Annotated in this window: 14 protein-coding genes; 9 read left to right on the plus strand and 5 right to left on the minus strand. The window is 72.9% G+C overall.

Annotated features, from left to right (window positions below):
- Window positions 1-121: 121 nt before the first annotated feature.
- The 6 genes from OHT01_RS17270 to OHT01_RS17295 all read left to right on the plus strand — a co-directional run bounded on the left by OHT01_RS17270 (window position 122) and on the right by OHT01_RS17295 (window position 7,110).
- Window positions 122-1,615, plus strand: coding sequence for an SCO6880 family protein (locus tag OHT01_RS17270; RefSeq protein WP_328554031.1), 1,494 nt, complete (start codon window positions 122-124; stop codon window positions 1,613-1,615).
- Window positions 1,612-3,156: an ATP/GTP-binding protein gene (locus tag OHT01_RS17275; RefSeq protein WP_328554032.1), complete on the plus strand. Its 1,545-nt coding sequence runs from the start codon at window positions 1,612-1,614 to the stop codon at window positions 3,154-3,156. The genes OHT01_RS17270 and OHT01_RS17275 overlap by 4 nt, the downstream gene beginning before the upstream one ends.
- A gap of 98 nt (window positions 3,157-3,254) precedes the next feature.
- Window positions 3,255-5,012, plus strand: coding sequence for a TraM recognition domain-containing protein (locus OHT01_RS17280; RefSeq protein ID WP_328554033.1), 1,758 nt, complete (start codon window positions 3,255-3,257; stop codon window positions 5,010-5,012).
- 164 nt (window positions 5,013-5,176) lie between these two features.
- Window positions 5,177-5,644: a DUF4913 domain-containing protein gene (locus tag OHT01_RS17285; protein WP_328554034.1), complete on the plus strand. Its 468-nt coding sequence runs from the start codon at window positions 5,177-5,179 to the stop codon at window positions 5,642-5,644.
- Between the two features lie 18 nt (window positions 5,645-5,662).
- A complete protein-coding gene (locus OHT01_RS17290; RefSeq protein ID WP_328554035.1) occupies window positions 5,663-5,974 on the plus strand; it encodes a hypothetical protein in 312 nt (103 codons plus the stop codon).
- A complete protein-coding gene (locus OHT01_RS17295) occupies window positions 5,971-7,110 on the plus strand; it encodes a zeta toxin family protein (protein WP_328554036.1) in 1,140 nt (379 codons plus the stop codon). The genes OHT01_RS17290 and OHT01_RS17295 overlap by 4 nt, the downstream gene beginning before the upstream one ends.
- A gap of 17 nt (window positions 7,111-7,127) precedes the next feature.
- On the opposite strand, the gene OHT01_RS17300 is transcribed toward OHT01_RS17295, so the two are convergent.
- Window positions 7,128-7,685, minus strand: a complete 558-nt coding sequence (locus tag OHT01_RS17300; RefSeq protein WP_328554037.1) for a hypothetical protein — start codon at window positions 7,683-7,685, stop codon at window positions 7,128-7,130.
- A 46-nt stretch (window positions 7,686-7,731) separates the two neighbouring features.
- Between OHT01_RS17300 and OHT01_RS17305 the strand changes: the two genes are divergently transcribed.
- Window positions 7,732-10,518: a hypothetical protein gene (locus tag OHT01_RS17305; RefSeq protein WP_328554038.1), complete on the plus strand. Its 2,787-nt coding sequence runs from the start codon at window positions 7,732-7,734 to the stop codon at window positions 10,516-10,518.
- 136 nt (window positions 10,519-10,654) lie between these two features.
- Here OHT01_RS17305 and OHT01_RS17310 read toward each other — a convergent pair whose 3' ends face one another.
- The 3 genes from OHT01_RS17310 to OHT01_RS17320 form a co-directional block, all read right to left on the minus strand.
- Window positions 10,655-11,539 carry an ABC transporter permease gene (locus OHT01_RS17310; protein ID WP_328558151.1) on the minus strand — a complete coding sequence of 295 codons (885 nt, stop codon included), beginning with the start codon at window positions 11,537-11,539 and terminating at the stop codon, window positions 10,655-10,657.
- Window positions 11,540-11,870: 331 nt separating this feature from the next.
- Window positions 11,871-12,854: an ABC transporter ATP-binding protein gene (locus tag OHT01_RS17315; protein ID WP_328554039.1), complete on the minus strand. Its 984-nt coding sequence runs from the start codon at window positions 12,852-12,854 to the stop codon at window positions 11,871-11,873.
- A gap of 29 nt (window positions 12,855-12,883) precedes the next feature.
- Window positions 12,884-14,167, minus strand: coding sequence for a LolA family protein (locus OHT01_RS17320; RefSeq protein ID WP_328554040.1), 1,284 nt, complete (start codon window positions 14,165-14,167; stop codon window positions 12,884-12,886).
- A gap of 344 nt (window positions 14,168-14,511) precedes the next feature.
- Between OHT01_RS17320 and OHT01_RS17325 the strand changes: the two genes are divergently transcribed.
- Complete coding sequence (locus OHT01_RS17325) at window positions 14,512-15,111, plus strand: hypothetical protein (protein WP_328554041.1); 600 nt, start codon at window positions 14,512-14,514, stop codon at window positions 15,109-15,111.
- Window positions 15,112-15,344: 233 nt separating this feature from the next.
- Here OHT01_RS17325 and OHT01_RS17330 read toward each other — a convergent pair whose 3' ends face one another.
- Window positions 15,345-16,355: a polyprenyl synthetase family protein gene (locus tag OHT01_RS17330; RefSeq protein WP_328554042.1), complete on the minus strand. Its 1,011-nt coding sequence runs from the start codon at window positions 16,353-16,355 to the stop codon at window positions 15,345-15,347.
- Between the two features lie 447 nt (window positions 16,356-16,802).
- Between OHT01_RS17330 and OHT01_RS17335 the strand changes: the two genes are divergently transcribed.
- Complete coding sequence (locus tag OHT01_RS17335) at window positions 16,803-18,800, plus strand: CocE/NonD family hydrolase (RefSeq protein WP_328554043.1); 1,998 nt, start codon at window positions 16,803-16,805, stop codon at window positions 18,798-18,800.
- Window positions 18,801-19,361 lie beyond the last annotated feature (561 nt).

Here is a 19,361-nt window from a genome sequence, read left to right on the forward strand (position 1 = left end):
GGCACAGCGGTCCGGAACCACGGCGGTCCGGACCCGCCGCGGCTCCGCGGGCCGCCGCCGCCCCGGACTCCGACCCCCACGACGTACGTATCCAGCGCTTCGAGCCGGAAGAAGGAACCCCATGTCCACCGACGCCATGACGCGTCCCACGTACGGGAACTGGCGCAGGCCCCGCCGTCCCGGGCTCGGTCCGCTGGGTCTGCTCGGTACCGTCGTCGCCTTCGGCGGACTGCTGGTGGCGCTGCTGGCGTCGCTGGTCTCGCTGTCCGCCGCGATCGTCGTCCTGGTGCCGGTCGGGCTCTTCCTCGCCCCGCTGGCGCTGCGCACGGTCGACGGCCGCAACGTCTACCAGGTCCTCGCGATCCGCGTCGGCTGGACGCGGCGCAAGGCCAACGGCTCGCACACCTACCTCTCCGGGCCGCTGTCCCGGCGCCCCGGCGGCCGCTACCAGCCGCCAGGGCTGCTGGCGCGCACCCGGATGTACGAGGGCCGCGACGCCTACAACCGTTCCTTCGGCGTGCTGCACCACCCGGGCCGCGGCCTGTACACCGTGGTGCTGGCCTGTGAGCCGGACGGCGGTTCGCTGGTCGACCCCGCCCAGGTCGACATCTGGGTGGCCTCCTGGGGCGACTGGCTGGCGCGGCTCTCGCACGAGCCCGGCCTGCGCGGCGCCCAGGTGGTCGTGGAGACCGCCCCCGACACCGGGACCCGGCTCGCGGCCGAGGTGCTCCCCCGGATCGCGCCGGACGCGCCGGCCGCCGCGCGGGCCGTGATGGAGGAGGTCGTCGAGCGCTATCCGTCGGCGTCCTCCGAGATGCACACGTACATCGCCCTGACCTACGGACCGACGGGCGGGCCCAAGCGCGGCACGGACGAGATCGTCACCGATCTGTCGATGCGGCTGCCCGGACTGCTGTCCGGGCTGGTCGCGGCGGGCGGCGGCAGCGCCTATCCGCTGGCCGCCGACCGGCTCGCCGAGATCGTCCGGGTGGCGTACGACCCCGCCATCGCGCCCGCCGTGCTCAGCGCCCGCGCCGAGCACGCCGAGACCGGGGTGGAGTGGGGCGACGCGGGTCCGGCCGCGGCCGTCGAGACCGTCACCGCGTACAAGCACGACTCGGGTGTCTCGCGCACCTGGATGCTGACGCTCGCGCCGCGCGGCACGGTCCGCTCCAGTGTCCTGCGCGGACTCCTGGAGCCGGCCCCGGGCACCCGGCGCAAGCGGGTCTCCCTGATCTACCGTCCCATCGACCCGGCGACCTCCGCGCGCATCGTCGAGTCCGACCGGCGCACCGCGCACTTCATGGCGGGCTCACGGCGCGGTCTCGTCCAGGCGCGGGCCAGTTCGGAGATGCAGGCCGCCGAGCAGACCGCGGCCGAGGAGGCGGCGGGTGCCGGGCTGGTGGAGTTCTCGCTGATGGTGACGGTCACCGTGGACGACGAGGAGCACTTGCAGGACGCGGGCATCACCGTGCGCAACCTCCAGGCCTCGTCCCGCATCCTGATGCGCCCCGCGGACCGGATGCAGGCCTCGGCCTTCACCTGCACGCTGCCGGTCGGCCTGCTCCCGTGGGAGCACACGCTCGTTCCGTACCAGATCAGGGAGGCGCTGTGAGCAGGCAGTCGACGCGGAGGGTTCCGGGGATTCCGGCCACCGCCCCGCCCCGCGGCTGGTACGGCCCCGCGGGCGGCCAGGTCGGGCATGTCGACCCGCCCGCGCTGTGGCGCGCGACCACCGTGCAGGCCTGCGGGCTCTGGCCGTTCGCGGCCGGCTCCGGCGCGCCGATGACCGGAGTGCCGCTCGGCCAGCACCTGCACACCGGGGCGACGGTCTGCGGCGACCCCATCTCCTGGTTCACCAGGGCCCGTTACATCTCCAACCCGTCGCTCTTCATGCTGGGCATGCCCGGCCTCGGCAAGTCGACCCTGGTCAACCGCATGCTGATCGGGATGTCCGCGACCGGCATCACACCGCTGGTCCTCGGCGACCTGAAGCCCGACTACGCCGACACCGTACGGGCGTTGGGCGGCCAGGTGATCTCCATCGGGCGCGGGGTCGGCGGCATCAACGTCCTCGACCCGGGCGCGATGGGTGAGGCGGCGGCCCGGATCGGGGGCGAGCGCGGCCGGATCCTCGCGGCGGAGGCGCACGGCCGGGTGCTGAACATGGTCGCGGCGCTGATCACCATCGTGCGCGGGCGGCCGATGGACGACCACGAGCAGTCGGTGCTGTCCGCCTGTCTGCACCATCTCGCGGAGCGTACGAAGCCGGGGCGGGCGCCGATCCTGCCGGATCTGCTGAACGTGCTGGACGAGGGCCCGGACCGGGTCCGCGCGGTGACCCTGGACCGCGGCGACGTGGCCCGCTACCAGGAGGCCGTCGACCCGCTGCACCGCTCGCTGCTCGGCGTGCTCGACGGGCCGCTCGGCGACACCTTCGCCACCGAGACGTCGACCCGGATCGACCCCGACGCGCCCGCCGTGTGCGTGGACATCTCCCGGATCGGCGAGGCGGACACCCAGCTCACGGCCGCCGCGATGCTCGCGGCCTGGTCGGACGGACTCGGCACGGTGGCCGCCGCGCACGCGCTCGCGGACGCCGGGCTCGCCCCGCAGCGCTGGTTCTTCACCGTCCTCGACGAACTGTGGCGCCCGCTGCGGGCCGCCTCGGGCATCGTGGAACGGATCGACGCGCTGACCCGGCTGAACCGTTCGCTGGGGCTCGGCGACGCGAAGATCACCCACACCCTGAAGGACGCCGAGGCCCTCGGCAGCGAGTCCGACCGCGCCAAGGCGCGCGGCTTCGTGGAGCGGGCGGGCATGGTCGTCTGCGCCGGTCTCCCCCGCTCGGAGATGCGGGAACTCGGCGAGATCGTCGGCATGTCGGAACGCGAGATCGAGCTCGTGTCGTCCTGGTCGTCGCCGCCCGGCTGGGCCAGCAGCGGCGGCAACGAGGAGCCGCCCGGACGCGGACGCTTCCTGATCAAGGTGGGCGGGCGCCCCGGCATCCCGATCAAGGTGTCCATCACCGACACCGAACGCGCCCTGCACAACACGAACACCCGCTGGTCGGAGGCGGGCAAGCCGTCTCTGCACAAGAATCCCGGCGCACATTCCAGCCAGTTCGGGGGAAGTTCCAGCCCGTCCGGCGTTTGAGGACCCGCGCGGAGCGCGGCGGGGGGCCGGGGGCGCCGCCCCGGGATGGGACGGGCAGGGGCGGCGGGGGCGAGAAACATCCAACGGGGGGAGCAGAGATGAGCAGCACACGCGGGACAGGACCCGGAACCGGGGAGGACCTCCTCCCCTGGATCGTGCCGGGCGCGGCCTTCCTCGTAGGCATCACCTTCTTCGGCGCGTGGCTGGGCGGAACCCTGGGCGCGGCGGTGAGCGGCGCCGGCTGGCACCCGCCGCCGTTCGCCCTGTCCACCCTCGCCACCCTGGTGAAGAAGGGTCCCGGCCCGGTGTGGCCGACGGCCTCACCGACCGCGCTCACCGCGGGCATGGCCACGGTCTTCGGCACCGTCGTGGCCGTGATCGTCGTACTGATCACGCTCGTACGGCGCCGGTTCACCGCGCCCACCGGTCTCGCCGGCCGCAAGGAACTGGCCGGCCTCCTGCCCAAGGGCGCCGCGCGGCGGGCACGCCGGCTCCGGCCGGGGCTGGCCAAACTGGGGAAGGTCACCCCGGACGACACCGGGAACCTGATCGGCGACCTGGCACCCCGCGGCCCCGAACTCCGTTCCAGCTACGAGGACGTCGAGCTCGACCTGATGGCGCCCCGCGCGGGCAAGTCCACCGGTATCGCCGTGCCGCGCGTCCTGCGGGCCCGCGGCAGCGTGCTGCTGACCTCGAACAAGGCGGACGTGTACAGCGTGACCCGCGCGGAACGTGAACGCGTGGGCCGGGTCTGGACGTTCGACCCCCAGGGCATCGCCCACACCCCGCGCGCCCTGTGGTGGGACATGCTCGCCGACGCCGCCACGATCGAGGGCGCCCGCCGGCTGGCCGGGCACTTCGTCGGCGCGGTCAACGACGACGCGTCCCGCCGGGACTTCTGGATCTCGGCCGCCCAGAACACCCTCACCGCCCTCTTCCACGCGGCCCACCTCGGCGAGCGGCGGATCGCCGAGGTGCTCGGCTGGCTGGCCGACCCCGCCGACCGCACCCCTGTCGACCTGCTGCGCGACGCCGGGATGACGGCCCTCGCGGACCAGTTGCAGGGCACGGTGCAGGGCGCGGTGGAGACCCGGGACGGCATCTACGAGACCGCCCGGCAGTGTGCGGCCTGTCTGCTCGACCCCTCGATCGCGGCGTGGGTGACCCCGGACCCGGCGCTGCCGCAGTTCTTCCCCGACCGGCACGTCCTGTCCCGCGACACGCTCTATCTGCTCTCCAAGGACGGCGGCGGCTCGGCGGCCGGTGTCGTCGCGGCGGCCGCGGACTCCGTGCTGCGCGCGGGGGTCGTCGCCGCCGAACGGATGGGCGGACGCCTCGAACCGCCGATGACGGCGGTCCTCGACGAGGCGGCGAACGTCTGCCGGATCTCCGATCTCCCCGACCTGTACTCGCACTTCGGCTCCCGGGGCATCAACATCGCGACGCTGCTCCAGAGTTACCGGCAGGGCTCGCGGGTGTGGGGTGAGGCCGGCATGGACGCGCTCTGGTCGGCCGCCACCATCAAGCTGCTCGGCGCGGGCCTGGACGACGCCGACTTCGTGGAGAAGGTCTCCCGGCTGGTCGGCGACCACGACGTGTCGACGGTCAGCTGGTCCAAGGGCAGGGACGGGCGGTCCCGGTCGACCTCGTACCGCCTGGAACGCATCCTGCCCGCCGACCGCATTCGCGCGCTGCCCAAGGGCACCGCCCTGCTCCTGGCCACCGGCATCAGGCCCGCCCTGGTCCGGCTCCGCCCCTGGTACGCCGAACCGGGCGCCGACCGTATCGCGACGGCGGCCCAGGCCGAGGTGAGGGCCATCACCACCCGCGCCGCCGAGCGGATCACGACGCGATGACTTCCCGCCGCCGCGGACGACCGCGACTCCATCGACTCCATGACATCCGCCGCAGCGAACGCGACTCCATGGCGTCCGCCGCGGCAGCGAACGCGACCCGATGACGACCGCCGCAGAAGAGAGCGTGCCCCAGTGACATCCGCCGCCGAAAGGAAGTCCCCTCGATGACGACCGCCGCAGCCGAGCGGGAGCCCGCCGCCGGTCCTCCTTTCATCCTGTGTCTCGACGGCCCCGAGTACGCCGAGGAGATGAGTCGACTGGCCATCTGGGTCAGCGACCTGCTCCTCCCCGTCTACGGCCGTGAGGTCACCTCGCAACAGCCCTGGTGCCCCCGCTGGTGGGAACACCCGGAGGCCGTCGCCCGACTGCACGGACTGTGGCTGGCCTGGCAGGAGCACACCGACCCGGCGGCGGGCGGATCCGCACCCGCCGTCTGGCACCGCGACCACCTCGGCGCCGTGCTGGCGGAACTCCGGGCCCCCGGTGGTCCGTTCGCGGGATGCAAGGCGGGCAGCCACCGCCCGAAGACGCCGCCCGCGGTCGAGTCGTACGAGGACGCGGTCGCCGCGTCCCGGCAGCCCGACCCGGACCCCGACCAGGACCCCGACCCGTACGAGACCAGTCTCTGGTAGACGAGAAGGAATCCGCCCATGAACGACACCCCCGCACCCGGCGCCCGCGCCGCCGACTCGGCCCCCTCCCTGCGCGCCTACCTCGGTCTCTACGCCGCCGGCTTCGTGGAGCGCGAGCGGATGATCGCGACCGTCGCCGACTGGCCCTTCGAGGCGGAGGAAGGCCTGGACGAGGGCCATCCCGAGCCGACCCACCAGGACAACACCCTCTCGGTGCTCGCCGCGGCGCGACTGCTCGGGCAGGTCACCCGCGAGGACGTGGAGGAGATCCAGCGCAGGATCGACGGCCGGCCGGACGGCCCGGCGGAGGAGGCCGAGCGGCGGCCATGACCACGGGCGAGCGGCCGGAGGCGGGGCTGAGACCTGAATACCGCGCGCTGTACCGGGAGTTGCAGACCCGGATGTCACCCGGCGGCGATCTCGCGCCGGGCGACGGGGACACGTTCGGGCAGTTCCGGCACGGTGCGCTGTGGACACCGGAGCGCGAGCGGATGCACGCCGCCGTCCTGGAGGAGTTCACGGCCCGCTGCGCGGGCCTGCCGCGCGACGGGCACGCCGCGCTGCTCACCGCCGGAGCGCCCGGCGCCGGAAAGGGCGGCGCGCTGCGCGGACTCGCCCGGTGGCAGGGGCAGGACGACGAACTGGGCCGCGCCCTGAACCGGGTGCACGGCATCGACGTACGCGACTATGTGGTCCTGGACCCGGACGACTTCAAGGTGGCGCTCTTCGAGCACGGCGGACTGCCTCGACTTCCGCCGCATGCGCTTGAGTTGTCGGGCGGGCGAAGGCTCTCGCCGTCCGAGACGGCCTCGCTCACGCACCGCGAGTCGGCGTTTCTGCAAGGGGCCTTCGAGCAGTGGGCGCGCGCCGAGGGCTACAACCTCCTCTACGACGCGACCCTGCGCGACCAGCGCTGGAACGAGAAGCTCCTCGGTGATCTGCGCGCCGACGGCTACACCAGGCGCGTCCTGCTCTCGGTCGAGGTCCCCGTCGGGCAGTGCCTCGCGCAGAACGCCGGCCGCTGGCAGCACGGCCGCACGGAGTTCGACGCGGGGCGCGACCGGTACGGCGGCCGGATGGCCCCCGAGGCCATGATCGAGGACCTGTACGCGCGGAGCACGTCGGGGCGGGGCTTCTCCGTCGGCCGCGAGAACGCGGAGAAGCTGGTCGGGAACGGACTGGCCACCGCGCTGATCACCTCCGAGCGGGGCACGTTCACCGCCGGACGCGGATCGGGCACGACGGCGGCCCCGGTGTCCGGGCTCGGCGCCTCACCCGAGCACCGGCAGGGCGACGCCACCGTCCGGGTCACCACCGCGGCACGCCTGCGGTCGGGCGGCGGGAGCTCCGCCCCGGCCGCCGGACGGACGCCGGCCAACCGCGGTACGCCGACCGCACCCGGCACCGCGCCCCCGGCCGCTCCGGCCGTGCCGGGCGCCGCGCCCCGGCCCCCTCGGACACCGTGAGGCGCCCCGGGCAGGCCCTATGCGCCGGGCGGCGGCCCGAACTGGTCGACGCCCTCCAGGATGCGGCGCTTGCGCTCGATGTTCTCCAGGAGTCCGGCCCGCTCGAAGCGGCGCGGGTTCCTGTCGTACACCTCGCGGCCGCGCTCCGAGGTGAACAGCTCCTCGGGGACGCGATCGGCGTCCGCCGGAAGGAACTTGAGGACCTCCTCCACCGCGGCGAGCGCGAAGGCGGAGCCCTCGCGGTGCCCGCGGTGCTCGGCGGGCGGTGTGTGCAGCAGCCGCAGCCCCGCCTCCGTGGCGACCTGGTCGCTGACCCACAGGAACTCCCCGGGGTCGATGATCCGCGAGGGCTCGGCGCCGCCGAACACCGGTGGCGCGGGCGGGAGTTCGTCGGTGAGCCGGAACGCGAAGGAGCGGGTGCGACCGCACCGGGGACAGACTCCCTCGTACACCGCGACCAGGACACCGTCCCGCTCGTCGAGACGGTGCCCGCGCTCGAAGCTCTCCGCTCCGCACGCGCACGCGTGCAGGTCCATGTAGAGGTGCGCTTCCTGCGTCGAACGGGCGATCAGCATGCCGAGATCCTACGTGCCACGAGGCCGGTCAAGGGGGAAAGTGTCAGTGGACCAGGAACCGCTCGACCGCGGGGACGCCGGACGCTCCGACCGGGCGGAAGCCCGGACAGACGCCGGGCGGGACGCCCGTCCGGACACTCCGGCCGCTGGTCCGGTGCCGGGTGCCGAGCGGGGTACGGAGGGGGGTGGGGAGCGGGGTGGGGAGCCGATCGTCATCACCGCGACCGACATCGCGGGCAGCCGTTTCGTGTCGGGCACCGGCACCGCGCCCGATCCCGGACGGCAGGCGGCCGTCGTCGCGCAGGCGGAGAGCACCCTGCCGATGGTGGTGCGGAGTCTCTACGGGGAGCGGCTGCGCTCGGTCGAGCTGCGGCCCGGCTCCGCGGGCGACCGCTTCTTCGCGCTCACCGACGACCGGGGCAGGGATCTCACCCTGCGCCTGGACGCCGTTCCGCTGCCCTCCGGCACGGTCGCCCGGACGCACGTCAACACCACCTCGGACCAGCACGTCGTCCAGCTCTCCGACCGGATGGACCCGCGCCAGGTCGGCCGGGCGCTGAGCCACGAGGTCGGTGAACTGCTCGCGGTGCGCGACCGGGCGACGCGTGCCGCCGCCGGTGATCCCGAGGTGGCGGGCATCGCGCCGAACCACGACGACCTGCTGGCCCGCGGCCGGTTCGGGAGCACGGAGCGACGACCGGGCCTCACCGAGGAGGACCTCGGCCGGGTCGGTGAGCTGAACTACCTGGCCGCCCGCATGAACGACCCGACCCTCGACGCCACTCAACGGGCGGAAACGCGTGGGGAGTTGTCCGCGCTCATCGACCACAGCGGACTACGGCCGCAGGCTCCGGCCGGATCGGAGCGGTACGCCCCGGAACTCCGGGCCGCCGACATCCGGCGCGATGTCATCGACCAGCACCTGACCCCGATGGCGACCGACGCGCTGCGTGAACTGGCCGTCCCCGTCGAGCGGTTGGGCGCCGCGGACAGGGCCGAGCTGCGGGAGTTCCGGTCGCGGGCCGACCATGCCCAGCCCCTCGGGGCGTCCGCCGGCACTCCTCCCCTTCCCGGGTTTCGGCCCGACGGCTCCCCCGTCCCCCGCGAGGAACTCGCCGCGGCCGCCGCCCGGGCGGCCGAGCTGCGCACCCGGACCGCCGCCGCCACCCTGGACCAGTTGCGCGCGGAGATCGCCACGACCGGCGCGTGGCCCACCCGCCAGGTCGTCATCGGCGGTGGTGCCAGCCTCGTCGGACGCGACCCCCAGTCCCTGCTCGTCGACGCGCGCGGCCGCTGGCACCTGGACCCGGGCCAGGGCATCGTCCAGTCCCCCGACCAGGTACGGGACATGCGTACGACCGGGCTCGGCGACGCCCACCAGTTCGCCGATCCGACCGCGCGGGTGCCGCGCGACGCGGTACGCCTGTGGGAGGACCAGCTCGCCGTACGCGGACCGGTCGTCGACGGGACCGCGCGGCTGGTCCCGGCGGGAGACGGCCATCTGTACGCGCACATCCGGCCGGGCGACGGCTCCCCGGACCTCTATGTGAAGGTCCGGGGCACCCCGACCGTCGCCACCGGACTGCCGCCGGAGATGGTGCCGGGCGTCGACCGCCGGGACGTGGTGAACCTGTCGGAGGCCCTGGACGCCGTACGCGGGCAACTGCCCGCCGACTCCCCCGCGCACGCCCGCCTGACCGGGACGGCCGGCGCGCGGGAGACCCTCCGGATCCTGCGGGAGGAGGGTGTGCTGGACGGGCTGCGCTCGGGCAGCGGGGCACGCGCCGCGCTCCGGACGCTCGACGCGACCGCCCAGTGGGAGCACGCGCGGGCCACCGCGCCCGGACGGGTCTTCATCGGGGACGAGGTCGCGGAGAACCGTTTCGACGCGAGCGCGGCGGGCGGTCCGAAGACCTGGCTGATCGCCGGCGCCGGCGGCACGGGGGTGGCCAACGCCGAGATCATCCTGGAGGCCGACCCGGAGGCCCGGGTCACCGTCTACGGACCGAATCTTCCGCCGGCGCTGGAGAACCAGGTGCAGTTCACCGCGATGCGCGAGCGGTTCGTCGAGGCGTACGGGGGTGACGGCCGGCTGACCATCGACATCCACCCCGACAACCGGGTCGGTGCCGTGCGGATGGACACCGGGCCCGACGGGAAACCGCGGTTCCGGGAGGGGCAGGTGGAGGCGGAGGCGTACGTGGCCAGCCTCGGGCGGACCGCTCCGATGCCGGAGGCCCTCCAGGAACTGAGCGAGCGGACCCGGGCCGGGGGCGGGCGGGTGCGCGGGGACCTGATGTTCGACCAGGACCGGCAGTACCTGGGCTACGGCGTCACCTTCGAGACGGAGGGCGGGCAGCGCCGTGTCGAGGTGACCGGCGCTGCCTCGCAGCTACTGCCCCGCGATGTCTTCCCCCGCGACACCCAGGCCGCGCTGGGCGCCATGGCCGCCCGCCAGGTTCCGTCCCAGAGCGGCAACGCGGCCCCGGGCTTCGCTCCTACGGCCCAGCAGGCCGCCCGGCTGGCCGAGGCCCGCCGTGACGGGACGGTGGAACGGCACGCTTCGGTTCCGGAGAGCTGGCGCAGGCCGGCGGTGGCGGCGGCGACCGGTACGGCGGCGACGTCCCCGGGGGCCGTCTCGGGGCCGGCCACAGGTGCGGCCGGTGCGGCCGTCAACCCCGCCGCTGACGCCGCGCGGCTGCGGTCCGGACGCCGTTCGGGCTCTCCGGGCGGACCCGTTCCCGGTGCGGCGCCGGGTACCGGTGCTGTGCCCGGGCCCGGCTCGCGGGGGCAGGTTCCTCGCCGGCCGCGGCCTCCGCGACCTGGGCGGTGAGCAGGCGGCCCGGGGGGGGTGCCGGGTGCGTGGTGGGTCGGGGCCGTACTAAGTAGTGGTCGGTGGTCGGGCCGTGCTGGTGGTGGTCGGGCCCGTGCCGCTCGACGCCACGCTCGCGGCGACCGACATCGCCCGCCTACGCGGTGATGTCCTTGGCCGTGAACCTCGCCCAGGCCGCCGACCCGAACACGGCGACGTACAGCCCTTGAAGGCCGAGGTTGTGGACCAGGTCGTCCCAGTAGACGGGGTCGCGCATGAGGTCGGCGAAGGACAGCCAGTAGTGGGAGAAGAAATAGGGCTGGAGCGCGTGCAGTTGGGGGATCTGGTCGAGGATCTGGACGGTGATGAGGAGGCCGACCGTCGTCGCCATGGCCGCGATGCCGCTGTTGGTGAGAGTGGAGACGAACAGGCCGAGCGCGGCGACGCCGGTCAGTGACGCGGCGACGACGAGGGCGATGAGCAGCGCGCGGCCGAGTCCCTCCGTGAAGGTGATGCGGGTTCCGGAGATGGTGGTCAGCTCACCCAGCGGGAACAGCAGGGCGCCGACGGTCAGCGCCGATACCGCCACCACCAGGGTCGCGACCAGACAGAACGTCATCGTCGTCGCGTATTTCGTGAGCAGCAGCCGGGTGCGCCCGGCGGGCGCGACGAGGAGATAGCGCAGGGTGCCGGAGTTGGCCTCGCCGGCGATCGCGTCGCCCGCGATGACGCCGATCGCCATCGGCAGGAAGAACGGGAGGGTCGCGGCCAGCGCGGTGAACACCATGAACAGGCCGTTGTTGGTGATCTGCGCGATGAACGCGGGGCCCCCGCCGCCATCGCGGCCCCCGTCCGGGCCGCCTCCCGTCTCGATCCTGACGGCGATGCCGATGAGGACCGGCACGGCCGCCAGCACACCGAGCAGGGCGATCGTCCGCCAGCGGCGGAAGGTGGTGACGAGTTCGTTGCGGAAGAGTCCCAGTGTCCAGAACGGGCTCGGCACCCGCTCTGGCCTCTGCTCCGCCGTCGCTCCCGCACGCATCGTCGTCCGGTCCACCCGTTCGCCTCCCGGCCCGGCTGCCGTCGCAGTCGACGTCGACGCTGCCGCTGCCGCTGCCGCTGCCGCTGCCGTTCCGGCGTACGCCCCCGACCGGGTCCCGGCGCCGGTGTCCGCCTCCGCGCCCGTGCCGACGCCTGCGTCCGTGCCGGTGCCGGTGTCCGTGCCGGGGCCGGTGCCTGCCTCCGCGCCCGTGCCCGTGCCCGTGCCCGCGCCCGTGCCGGTGCCTGTGCCGGTGCCTGTGCCGGGGCCGGGGCCCGTGCCGGTGTCTGCCTCCACGTCCGTCGCCGTGTCCGTCGCCGAGTTCGGCAGATCCTCAGCCCGCGACATCGAAACCTTCCCCTGTCAGTGCCACGAACGCGTCCTCCAGCGAGGCGCGTTCGACCCCGAAGCCGCGGACCCGGACGCCCGCCGTGACCAACGCGGCGTTCAGTTCGGCCAGTTCGCGGTCGGGCGGCTCCGCGGTCACTCCCGTCTCGGTCATGACGAGATCGGCGACCCCCTGCTCCTTGAGGACCCGCGCCGCGTCCCCCGCGTCCGGCGTGGTCACCACCAGTCGGCCCCGCGCGCCCGCCGCGAGGTCGGCCACCGGGCCCTGGACGATGAGCCGTCCCTGGGCCATCACGGCCGCATGGGTGCAGACCTGCTCGATCTCGTCGAGGAGGTGCGAGGAGAGGAAGACGGTCGTGCCGTCGGAGGCCAACTCCCGCACCAGCGAGCGGATCTCGCGCATGCCCTGGGGATCGAGACCGTTGGTCGGCTCGTCCAGGACGAGCAGCCGCCGGGGCTGGAGCAGTGCGGCCGCGAGACCGAGCCGCTGCTTCATGCCCAGGGAGTACGCCTTCGCCCTCTTGCCCGCCGCGGCGGTCAGCCCGACCCGGTCGAGGGCGTGCGCGACGCGTGTCCGCCGGGTACGGGGATCTGCCGTCGGGTCGGCGGCGTCGTACCGGACGAGGTTGTCCCGCCCGGAGAGGAAGCCGTAGAGCGCGGGCCCCTCGATCAGCGCCCCTACGTGCGGGAGCACGGCCCGCGCGGACCGGGGCATGGGCCGCCCCAGCACACGGGCCGTGCCCGAGGTCGGCTCGATCAGGCCCATCAGCATGCGGATGGTGGTGGTCTTGCCCGAGCCGTTCGGCCCCAGGAAGCCGAAGACGCTGCCCGTCGGCACGGTCAGGTCCAGGCCGTCGACGGCGAGCTGTCCGCCGCGGTACCGCTTGCTCAGCGCGCGGGTGGCGATCGCCGCGTCCTCGGCGGACACGGCGCCCACACCTCCCGCTCCACGCGCGGACAGCTCCTCCATGGGCTCCCTCGGTTCGGCTCTCCTGGGGTCTACCGGGCCGCGTCGGCCGCCTTGACCAGCGCGGCCTTGGTGACGGCACCGGCGTACACCTTGCCGTCGTCCGTGATCAGCGCGTTGACCAGGCGGGTCGAGAAGACCGTACCCGAGCCGAACTTGCCGGTGACGTGGTCGCCGAGGGAGTTCAGGAAGCCGTCGACGTTGCTGTTGCCGGTCTTGCCGGACGCGCCGGACGGCATGCCCTTGCCACCGGTGCTGAACACGGCGATGGAGTTCCAGCCCTTGCCGATGGTCTTCAGACCGTCGAGGCCCTTGGCCGTTCCCTCGTGGCCCTTCGGCAGCGTCTTGTCCAGGCGCTTCGGTCCGTCGCCCTTCGCTCCCTTCGACTCGCCGCTCTTCGCGCCCTTCGACTCGCCGCCCTCGGTGACCTTCGCGCCCTTCGGCGGGGTGAAGGCGAACGTGGACGCGGCCGGCCGTGCGAAGTCCACCTGGGTGAAGCCCGCGTCCACGACGGCCGCGCCACCGCTCGCCGGGGTCAGCGTGAACTTCAGCGGCAGCCCCGTCTTCGCGTCCACCGCGATGCTGATCGCGCCGACCGTGGAACCGGACTGCCTGGGCTTGATGAGCAGCTTGTAGGCGTCGCGGCCCGCGACATGGGCGGTGCCGTCGACGGTCACGGAGGTCGTGTCGTCCACGGACTTGAGGGCCTCGTCGGCGAAGTCCTTGGGAGTGGCCGGGACATCCCGCGGCGCCTTCCCCTTGGTGCCCTCGTCGGCACGCCCGGACTCGGCGGACGTCGCGTGGTAGACCTCGTTCGACTTGCTGTCGTACCCCCACACGTCCTTGCCGTCGTGGATGACGCTGTACTCGGCGGCGTTGTCCAGCAGGGAGACCTTGCCCTTGTCCGGGCCGTCGGCCGCGACCCGCAGCGTATGCGTGCCCGAGGCCAGTTCGAGCAGCTTGGACTGCGGGTCGGCGGAGGAGCCGCCGTGGCTCCCGGCGGCTCCGGACAGGAGGCCGCTCTCCAGGCCGCCCAGGTCGGGCAGTCCGAGGTCGGTGCTGATCTTCACGGTGCCGGACAGCTGCTGGACGTCCGACTTGGCGATCTTCTCGATGAGTTGCTGAGCGGTGATCTTCGGCAGGTCGGGGTCCCCGGAGTCGGCGAGCGCCGGGACGAGCCCGATCGTCACCGCCGCGACCCCCACCACCGCGACCGGAACGACGTACCGTGCGGCCTTGCGTCGCCCGGCCCGCAGGTCGTCGGCGTCGTCGGCCTCTGCGGCCCTCACGCTGTCGTCGGATTCGTACGGTGCCATGTGTGCCTTACCTCCGTCGTCGGCGGCGGCCCTGCCCTCGTTTCCCGCTCCACCCCTAAGCCGCCATTCTCACCCGAACCGGTGAGGAGTGGTGTTCTCCATCTGACCAAAAAGACCGGATGGAATCGTCAACCCCCGGGCTCAACTCCGCGTAGTCCTGCGGTATGACGCGAGAGGGCGGTACCTCCCCCGACCCGTAGGGGTCGCCCCTTTCCTGGCCCGTGTCACCCGGAAGACATCAAATACCTCGGTCATTCGAGTAAAAACCGGTGCGAATGCGTACTTACGGGTGGCAGCGATCGGATCGCACAGCTCTCCAGGGATCGAAGGATCGAGGGATCGCCATGGTTGCCATGAGGCACGTCACGGGATACGCCGCCACGGGCGCCGCCGTCCTGGCGCTCACGCTCGCCGGATGCGGCGGAGGGGGCGGCGGAAGCGGGAGCAGTAGCAGCAGCAGCGGGACCAGCACCCCACAGAGCAGCGGCTCGGCGCAGCACGCCGGCACGGGATCGGCGACATCGATGCTGACCACCGCCAATGTCGCGAAACTGGGCACGGTCGTGACCGACGGCAAGGGGTACGTCCTGTACCGCTTCGACGCGGACTCGGTGAACCCGACCAAGGTGAGCTGTTACAGCACCTGCGCCGCGCTCTGGCCCGCGGCCACGACCACCAGCCAGAGCTCGGTGACCACGAAGGGCATCGACAAGAGCCTGGTCTCCACGGTGAAGCGCAACGACGGAAGCACCCAGATCACCCTCGCCGGCTGGCCCCTCTACCGGTACGCCAAGGACGACGCGCCGAAGGAACCGTACGGTCAGGGAGTGGACGGAACATGGTGGGCCGTCACCCCCAGCGGAGCGAAGATCACCACCCCCGCCTCGACGTCATCGACACCGGCTCCGGCCACCACGAGCACGGGAGGCGGCGGAGGGTACTGACAGCCGCTCCGGCCACCACGGGCACGGGAGGCCTCGGAGGCCCGCGCCGACAGCTCGGACCGGCCCGGCGAACCACATGACCGGTCTCGGTCGTCTGCCGGAATCCACGGGACGGCCGAGGCCGGCCCGTGCGGCCGGTGATCCACTTGCCGGGCTCCCACCCGGGCCGCGTCCGGTGATCCGCACGTAGGACTTCCACCCGGGCCGCGTCCGGTGATCCGCGAGTCGGCGTCTCAGCCGGCCCGGTGAACCACCGCGTCCACCAGCTCGACCAGCGCGGCCTTCGCGTCGCACTCGCGCAGCGGGGCCAGCGCGGCCCGCGCCTCCTCCGCGTAGCGCACGGTGTCCCGGCGCGCCTGCTCCAGCGCCGGGTGCTCCCGCAGCCGGGCCAGCGCCTCCGCGTGCCGCGCGTCGTCCGTCAGGTCGGAGTCCAGCAGCTCGCACAGCGCGATGTCCTCGGCGAGCCCCAGCCGCTCCGCGCGCTCCCGCAGCCTCAGCACCGGCAGCGTGGCGATGCCCTCGCGCAGATCCGTCCCCGGCGTCTTGCCGGACTCGTGCGAGTCGGACGCGATGTCGAGGACGTCGTCCGCGAGCTGGAAGGCGACGCCCAGCCGCTCGCCGTACTGCGTCAGCACGTCCACGACCGTCTCGTCGGCCCCGGACATCATCGCGCCGAACCGGCACGCGACGGCGACCAGGGACCCGGTCTTGCCGCCGAGCACATCGAGGTAGTGGTCGACCGGGTCGCGGCCGTCGCGCGGCCCCGCGGTCTCCAGGATCTGGCCGGTCACGAGCCGCTCGAACGCCTCGGCCTGGATCCGGACGGCCTCGGGCCCGAGATCGGCCAGGATGTAGGAGGCTCGGGCGAACAGGAAGTCACCGGTCAGGACGGCCAGCGAGTTGCCCCAGCGCACGTTGGCGCTGTCCACCCCGCGCCGGACCTCGGCCTCGTCCATGACGTCGTCGTGGTACAGCGTGGCGAGGTGGGTCAGCTCGACGACGACGGCCGAGGGCACGACACCCGGCGCGTAGGGGTCACCGAACTGTGCGGCGAGCATCACGAGCAGCGGCCGGAACCGCTTCCCGCCGGCCCGCACGAGATGCTGGGCGGCTTCCGTGATGAAGGGGACCTCGCTCTTGGTGGCTTCGAGCAAACCCTCCTCGACAGCCGCCAATCCGGCCTGGACATCGGCTTCGAGAGCCTGGTCCCGCACGCTCAGCCCGAACGGCCCGACGACGGTCACGAGAGGTTCTCCTGTCTGCTGACGATCACATGGCGAACTCGGTCGATCATTCGGTCGATGACACGGTTTGTCGATGTGTCGCTGCCATCACTCAAGTCAGCGTATCCGGTCACGTTTCGATCACCACGAGCGCCCACCGTCCCCCGGCCGACTTCGCTCCGCCAGCAGGTATGCGGGAGTACACCCGGAAGGCACACGGGAAGCACCTGCGTGCCCCAACGGCGGGTACCCCGACTCACGGGTGCCATCCGATCACCGGCGGTATGTTCATGATCAGGCGATGTGGGCCGAGATGGATCGATATGAATTGATGTGCGGCTATATATACCGAAGGGGTGATCGTGTCCCACAGCTCCGCCGAGCCCGAGCCGGGGCCGGTCGCGACCGTCCCCGTCCCCCCTGTCGTACCCGCGCCGCACGATGCACCCGTCCCCTGAGGTGACGCTCATGCACATCCGTACGTCCTTCCCCCACGAAACCACTCATGAGGACGTCCTCGTCCCCCTCTCGGACGGCACACGTCTGTACGCCCGGATCTGGCGCCCGCTGACCGAGGAGCCCGTACCGGCGCTCCTGGAGTACCTCCCGTACGGCCTGACCGACTGGACGGCCCCCCGCGACCGCCAGCGCCACCCCTGGTACGCCGGCCACGGCTACGCCTCCGTCCGCGTGGACGTGCGCGGACACGGAAACTCGGAGGGCACGCCGAGGGACGAGCACGCCGGGACCGAGCCCGCCGACGGGGTGGAAGTGGTCGAGTGGCTGGCCGCCCAGCCGTGGTGCACCGGCAGGATCGGCATGTTCGGGACCGCGTGGGGAGGCTTCAACGCGCTTCGGATCGCGGCCCGCGCGCCCGAGCCGCTCAAGGCCGTCGTCACGGTCTGCTCGACGGACGACCGCTATGACAACGACGCGCACTACGCCGGAGGTTCCGTCCTGGCCGCCGGTATGCACGCCTCGGCGGCCACCCTGCTCGCCTTCGCCGCCCGCCCGCCGGACCCGGTCCACGTGGGCGAGGTGATGTGGCGCGACATGTGGGTGAAGCGGCTCGAAGCCGTCGACCCCTCTGTCCACACCTGGCTCGCCCACCAGACCTGGGACGCGTACTGGCGCCACGACAGCGCCCGGGAGGACCTCGGCGCCGTCCGCGCGGCGGTCCTCGCGGTCGGCGGCTGGCACGACCCGTACCGCGACACGGTGCTGCGCCTGGTCGAGCACCTGCCACCGGATCGCGTACGAGGTCTCATCGGTCCCTGGTCGCACCAGTACCCGGACCGGGGCCTGCCGCCCGGACCGGCGATCGGCTTCCTCCAGGAGACGCTGCGCTGGTGGGACCACTGGCTCCGGGACGAGAAGACGGACGCGCTCTCCGTCCCCCTTCTGCGCTCGTACGTGATGGACGCACACCCTCCGGCGACCGTGTACGGAGAGATCCCCGGCCGCTGGGTGGGCGACCCGGGCTGGCCCTCACCCTCGGTGACCCCGGTCGCGTACGCGCTCCAGGGCGCCCCCGTGCCGGTGCGGTCCCCTCAGCACACGGGGGTCGACGCGGGCCGTTTCCTGCCCTCCGGCCATGACGCCGACCTCCCGCCGGACCAGCGGGAGGAGGACGCCAGGTCGGCCTGCTTCGAGTTCGAGGTCGCGGAGGAGACCTGGGTGCTGGGCCACCCTCGGGTCAATCTGCGACTGACGTCCGGGTCACCCCGGGGCCAGGTGATCGCCCGGCTGTGCGACGTGGGCCCGGACGGAGCGTCCACGCTCGTCTCCCGAGGCGCCCTGAACCTGTCCGCGCGCCAGGGCCTCGACCGGACCGTTCCCTGGAAACCCGGCACCGCGGAGAACGTCGCGTTCGACCTGAACGCCATCGGCTACGCCTTCCCGGCGGGTCACCGCATCCGCCTCGGCGTCTCCTCCGCGTACTGGCCGTGGATCTGGCCCCAGCCGGGCTCGGAGGCGGGCTTCACCCTGGACGCGATCGGCAGCACGCTCGAACTCCCCGTACGGGCACGGGAGTCGGACCCTTCGATCGCGTTCGGCGAACCGGAGGAGTCCGAACCTCTCGGCGCGACCGTCTCCGCGACCCTGGACGAACCCCGCCCGGAACGCCTGGTGCTGCGTGACGTGGCCGCGGGCACCTGGCGCCTGGAGGTGGACCCGGGCCACGGCGGTACCCGGGTGTACCCCGACGGCCTCGAATGCACGGAGGACGCGCTGGAGACGTACACGATCGACGAGTCGGACCCGTTGTCCGCCCGTGCCCGCTCGACCTGGTCGATCCGACTGCACCGCCCCGACCTGCCGTGGGACGCCCGCGTCGAGACGGCCTCCGCCATCACCTGCGACGCACAGGACTTCATCACGACCGACGAGGTCGTCTGCAAGGACGGCGACGAGGTCGTCTTCCACCGGACCTGGGAGAAGCGGATCCCGCGCACGGCCGGCTGACGGGCCCGCCGACAGTACTGCCGACAGGACTGGCGACAGGGGTGCCGACAGGGGGCCGACAAGGCCTACGGGGGCGGGAGTTCGCCCTCGCGGGCCTCCTGCGCGCCGCGCATTCCCATGCCCGCGCGTCACGCGCGCACACCGAACCCCCTTACCCCGGGCGGCACTTCAACACGCGCCCGGCCGACACCCCGGCTCGGAACCGGCCGCACCCCTGACGCCTGCCGTACCCCGCATCCCCGCACACCCCCGCACATCACGCGCATCCCGCGCCGAATCCTCTGCCGATTCCCTGCGCGAAGAGCCGTCCGACGCCCGCCCGGGGGCCCGGCACCCACCCGCCACCGGAAGATCGAATGCCCGAATTACCCGGCATGCCGCCTTGATGACCCTTGGTCTCGTGAATTGAGTCACCAGCGAACCGGGGAGCCCTCGCCCGCCGCCTTCCGGCCAACCCGTTCGCCAAAGGCAAGTTGAGGATCCAATTCCGGCGCAATCGGACTTATTCCCCGTGCCCTAACCAGGCGAAAGCGATCTTCGCAGCCAAATCTGGCCTTGTTC

Source organism: Streptomyces sp. NBC_00358 (assembly GCF_036099295.1).
Lineage (GTDB): Bacteria > Actinomycetota > Actinomycetes > Streptomycetales > Streptomycetaceae > Streptomyces.